1 protein-coding gene is annotated in these 3,245 nt (G+C 58.6%); it reads right to left on the reverse strand.

Annotation, left to right across the window (positions count from 1 at the left end; translation table 11 throughout):
- The coding region (locus BJI47_RS08585) for an amino acid adenylation domain-containing protein (protein WP_368655881.1) at positions 1–3,215 on the reverse strand (3,215 nt) is incomplete at its 3' end.
- Positions 3,216–3,245 lie beyond the last annotated feature (30 nt).

The raw sequence follows: 3,245 nt of genomic DNA on the forward strand, positions 1-3,245 counted from the left end.
ATATCACCCACCACAACAGACGAATCCGCCACCACCGCGTCCAACACCCGAACAAACCGCTCCGCAAACAACACCATCGTCGACTCATCGAACAAATCCGTCGCATACGTCAACGTCACCGACAACCCCGCAACACCACCATCGACATCGAACGACTCCGTCACCGTCACCTGCACATCGAACTTCGCAACCGCAGCATCGAAATCAACCGCCGACACCGACAACCCCGGCAACTCCAGCGAAGACCGCTCCAAATTCTGGAACGACAACATCACCTGAAACAACGGATGACGCCCCTGCGACCGAGCCGGATTGAGCACCTCCACCAACCGCTCGAACGGCACATCCGCATGCCCGAACGCACCCAAATCCCGCTCACGCACATCCCGAACCACATCAGCAAACAACCAATCCGAACCGAACACCGTCCGCAACACCAACGTATTGACAAACATCCCGATCACATCATCGAGAGCCGCCTCACCACGCCCCGCCACAGCAGTACCCACCGCCACATCCTCAGACCCCGACAACCGCGACAACAACACCGCCAACGCCGAATGCACCACCATGAACAACGACGCATTCAACTCCCGCGCCACCACACTCAACCCACGATGCACACCCGCATCCACCGAAAACACAACATTCGCACCACGATTGGACGCCACAACAGGACGAACCCGATCAGAAGGCAAATCCAACTGATCCGGCAAACCCTCCAACGCCGACCGCCAAAACAACACCTGCTGTGACAACAACGAATCCGGTTCCGACTCCGACCCCAACACCGCACGCTGCCACAACGCATAATCGGCATACTGCACCGAAAGAGGAGCCCACCCCGGCTCCTCACCTGAAGCCCGCGCCACATACGCACCCATCACATCCCGCGTCAACGGACCCATCGAAAAACCATCAGCCGCAATATGATGCACCACAAACACCACAACGAACTCCGAACCCACACCACCCGAACCCACAACCTCGAACAAACGAGCACGAAACGGCACCTCCGCCGTCACATCGAAACCAACAGAGACGAACTCGCGCAGTCGATCTGCGAGGTCGGACGCTGTAACTCGTTCTGGAGTCATGTCGGGACTGACGATGGCCGTCGGCAATATCTCCTGTGTTCCTGCACCGTCGACGTCCGGGTAGACGGTACGGAGTGATTCGTGACGAGTCAGCAAGTCGTCGACCGCGCGCCCCAAGGCAGCCGCATCGAGCTCTCCGGTCAGTCTTATCGCGACGGGAATGTTATCGACAGTCGAACTCGCATCGAAGCGGTTCAAGAACCACATCCGCTGCTGCGCAAGGGACAACGGAATGACATCCGGCCGCTTCTGCGCCACCAGCGCGACGCGTGCGCCTGCTCCCACTTGGGTTTCCACCAGTGAAGCCAACGCACCTACCTTGGGTGCGTCGAACAACAACCGCACGGGCAGCCTGGTGTCCAGCGCTGCGCTCAGTCGGGAAACAACCTGCGTCGCGATCAGTGAATTACCACCGAGCTCGAAGAAATCATCATCGACACCAACCCTCGGCACACCGAGCAAATCAGCGAAAACCTCCGCCACAATCTCCTCGATCGGCGTAGTCGGCGCCCGGAACTCCCGAACCTCGAACACCGGCTCCGGCAACGCACGACGATCCAACTTCCCATTCACAGTCAACGGAATCTCGGACACCACAACAAAAGCCGACGGAACCATATACTCCGGCAACACCGCAGCCACTTCACCACGAAGGGCCTGAACATCGATGCTAGAACCCACCACCGGCACGACATACGCCACCAACTGAGGCGCATCATGGCGATCCGCCCGAACCACAACAGCAACCTGACCCACCGAATCCTGACCCAACACACCCGATTCGATCTCACCGAGCTCGATACGGAAACCACGAATCTTGACCTGATCATCAACACGACCAACGAACTCGAGATCACCCTCATTGCTCCACCGCGCCACATCACCCGTCCGATACATCAACGAACCACCAGCATGAGCCGCAGTACCAGAGAACGGATTAGCAAGAAAACGCGTCGCCGTCAGATCCGTCCGACCCAAGTACCCACGAGCCAACGTCCCACCCGCAACATACATTTCACCCGTAACACCCACCGGAACCGGCTCGAGCCGCGAATCGAGAACATAGACCCGCAACCCTGGAATCGCCCCACCCACCACCGAACCCGAAGCACTCGACACCAACTCACGATCGATCCGACGATGCGACACATGCACCGTCGTCTCGGTAATCCCATACATGTTCACCAACTCCGGACCGCTATCGCCGTAACGATCGAACCAACCCGACAATCGACGCAGCTCGAGCGCCTCACCACCGAAAATCACATACCTCAGCTGCAAGGTCCCCTCACCGGCAGCACCGACCCGGTCCACCTCAGCCAACTGATAGAACGCCGACGGAGTCTGATTCAGAACCGTGACATTCTCACGAATCAACAGCTCACGGAACGCCTCCGGCGACCGCGAAGTGAAATAATCCACCACCACCAACGTGCCACCGTGAAGCAAAGGCCCCCACAGCTCCCACACCGAAAAATCGAACGCGTACGAGTGGAACAACGTCCACACATCATCACTACCGAACTCGAACAACCCATCCGTATTGGCCATCAAACGCGCCACCGCAACATGCGGAACCACTACGCCCTTAGGACGACCCGTCGACCCCGAGGTGTAAATGACATACGCAACATCCGTGGGACGAAGCGGACGAACACGCTCGACATCGGCCACCGCAGAAGAACCGAAAACCGACAGATCCACGGCATCGATCTCCACACAATCCAACCCCACAGGCACCGAAAACTCACGCCCCGACCACGACACCAACACAGCCGGTGCAGCATCGGCCAAAACATACGCAATACGCTCCGCCGGATTCGTCGGATCCACCGGCACATACCCACCACCGGCCTTCACCACAGCCAACAACACCACAACAAGATCCACCGACCGCGGCAACGCCACAGCAACCAACGACTCCGGACCCACACCAGCCGACATCAAAAGACGCGCAAGACGATTCGAGCGATCATCGAGCTCCCGATAACTCAACCGCTCATCCCCGAACACCACCGCAGTCGACTGCGGCGCCCGCACAACCTGCAAATCGAACAACTCAGCCAACGTCGACACCGAAGGATCGACACCATCGACCCCCGCCCACGTCGAGGTCACAAGCTCTCGTTCCTCAACACCCAACACATC

It is taken from the genome of Rhodococcus sp. 1168, assembly GCF_002091955.1.
Taxonomy (GTDB): domain Bacteria; phylum Actinomycetota; class Actinomycetes; order Mycobacteriales; family Mycobacteriaceae; genus Rhodococcoides.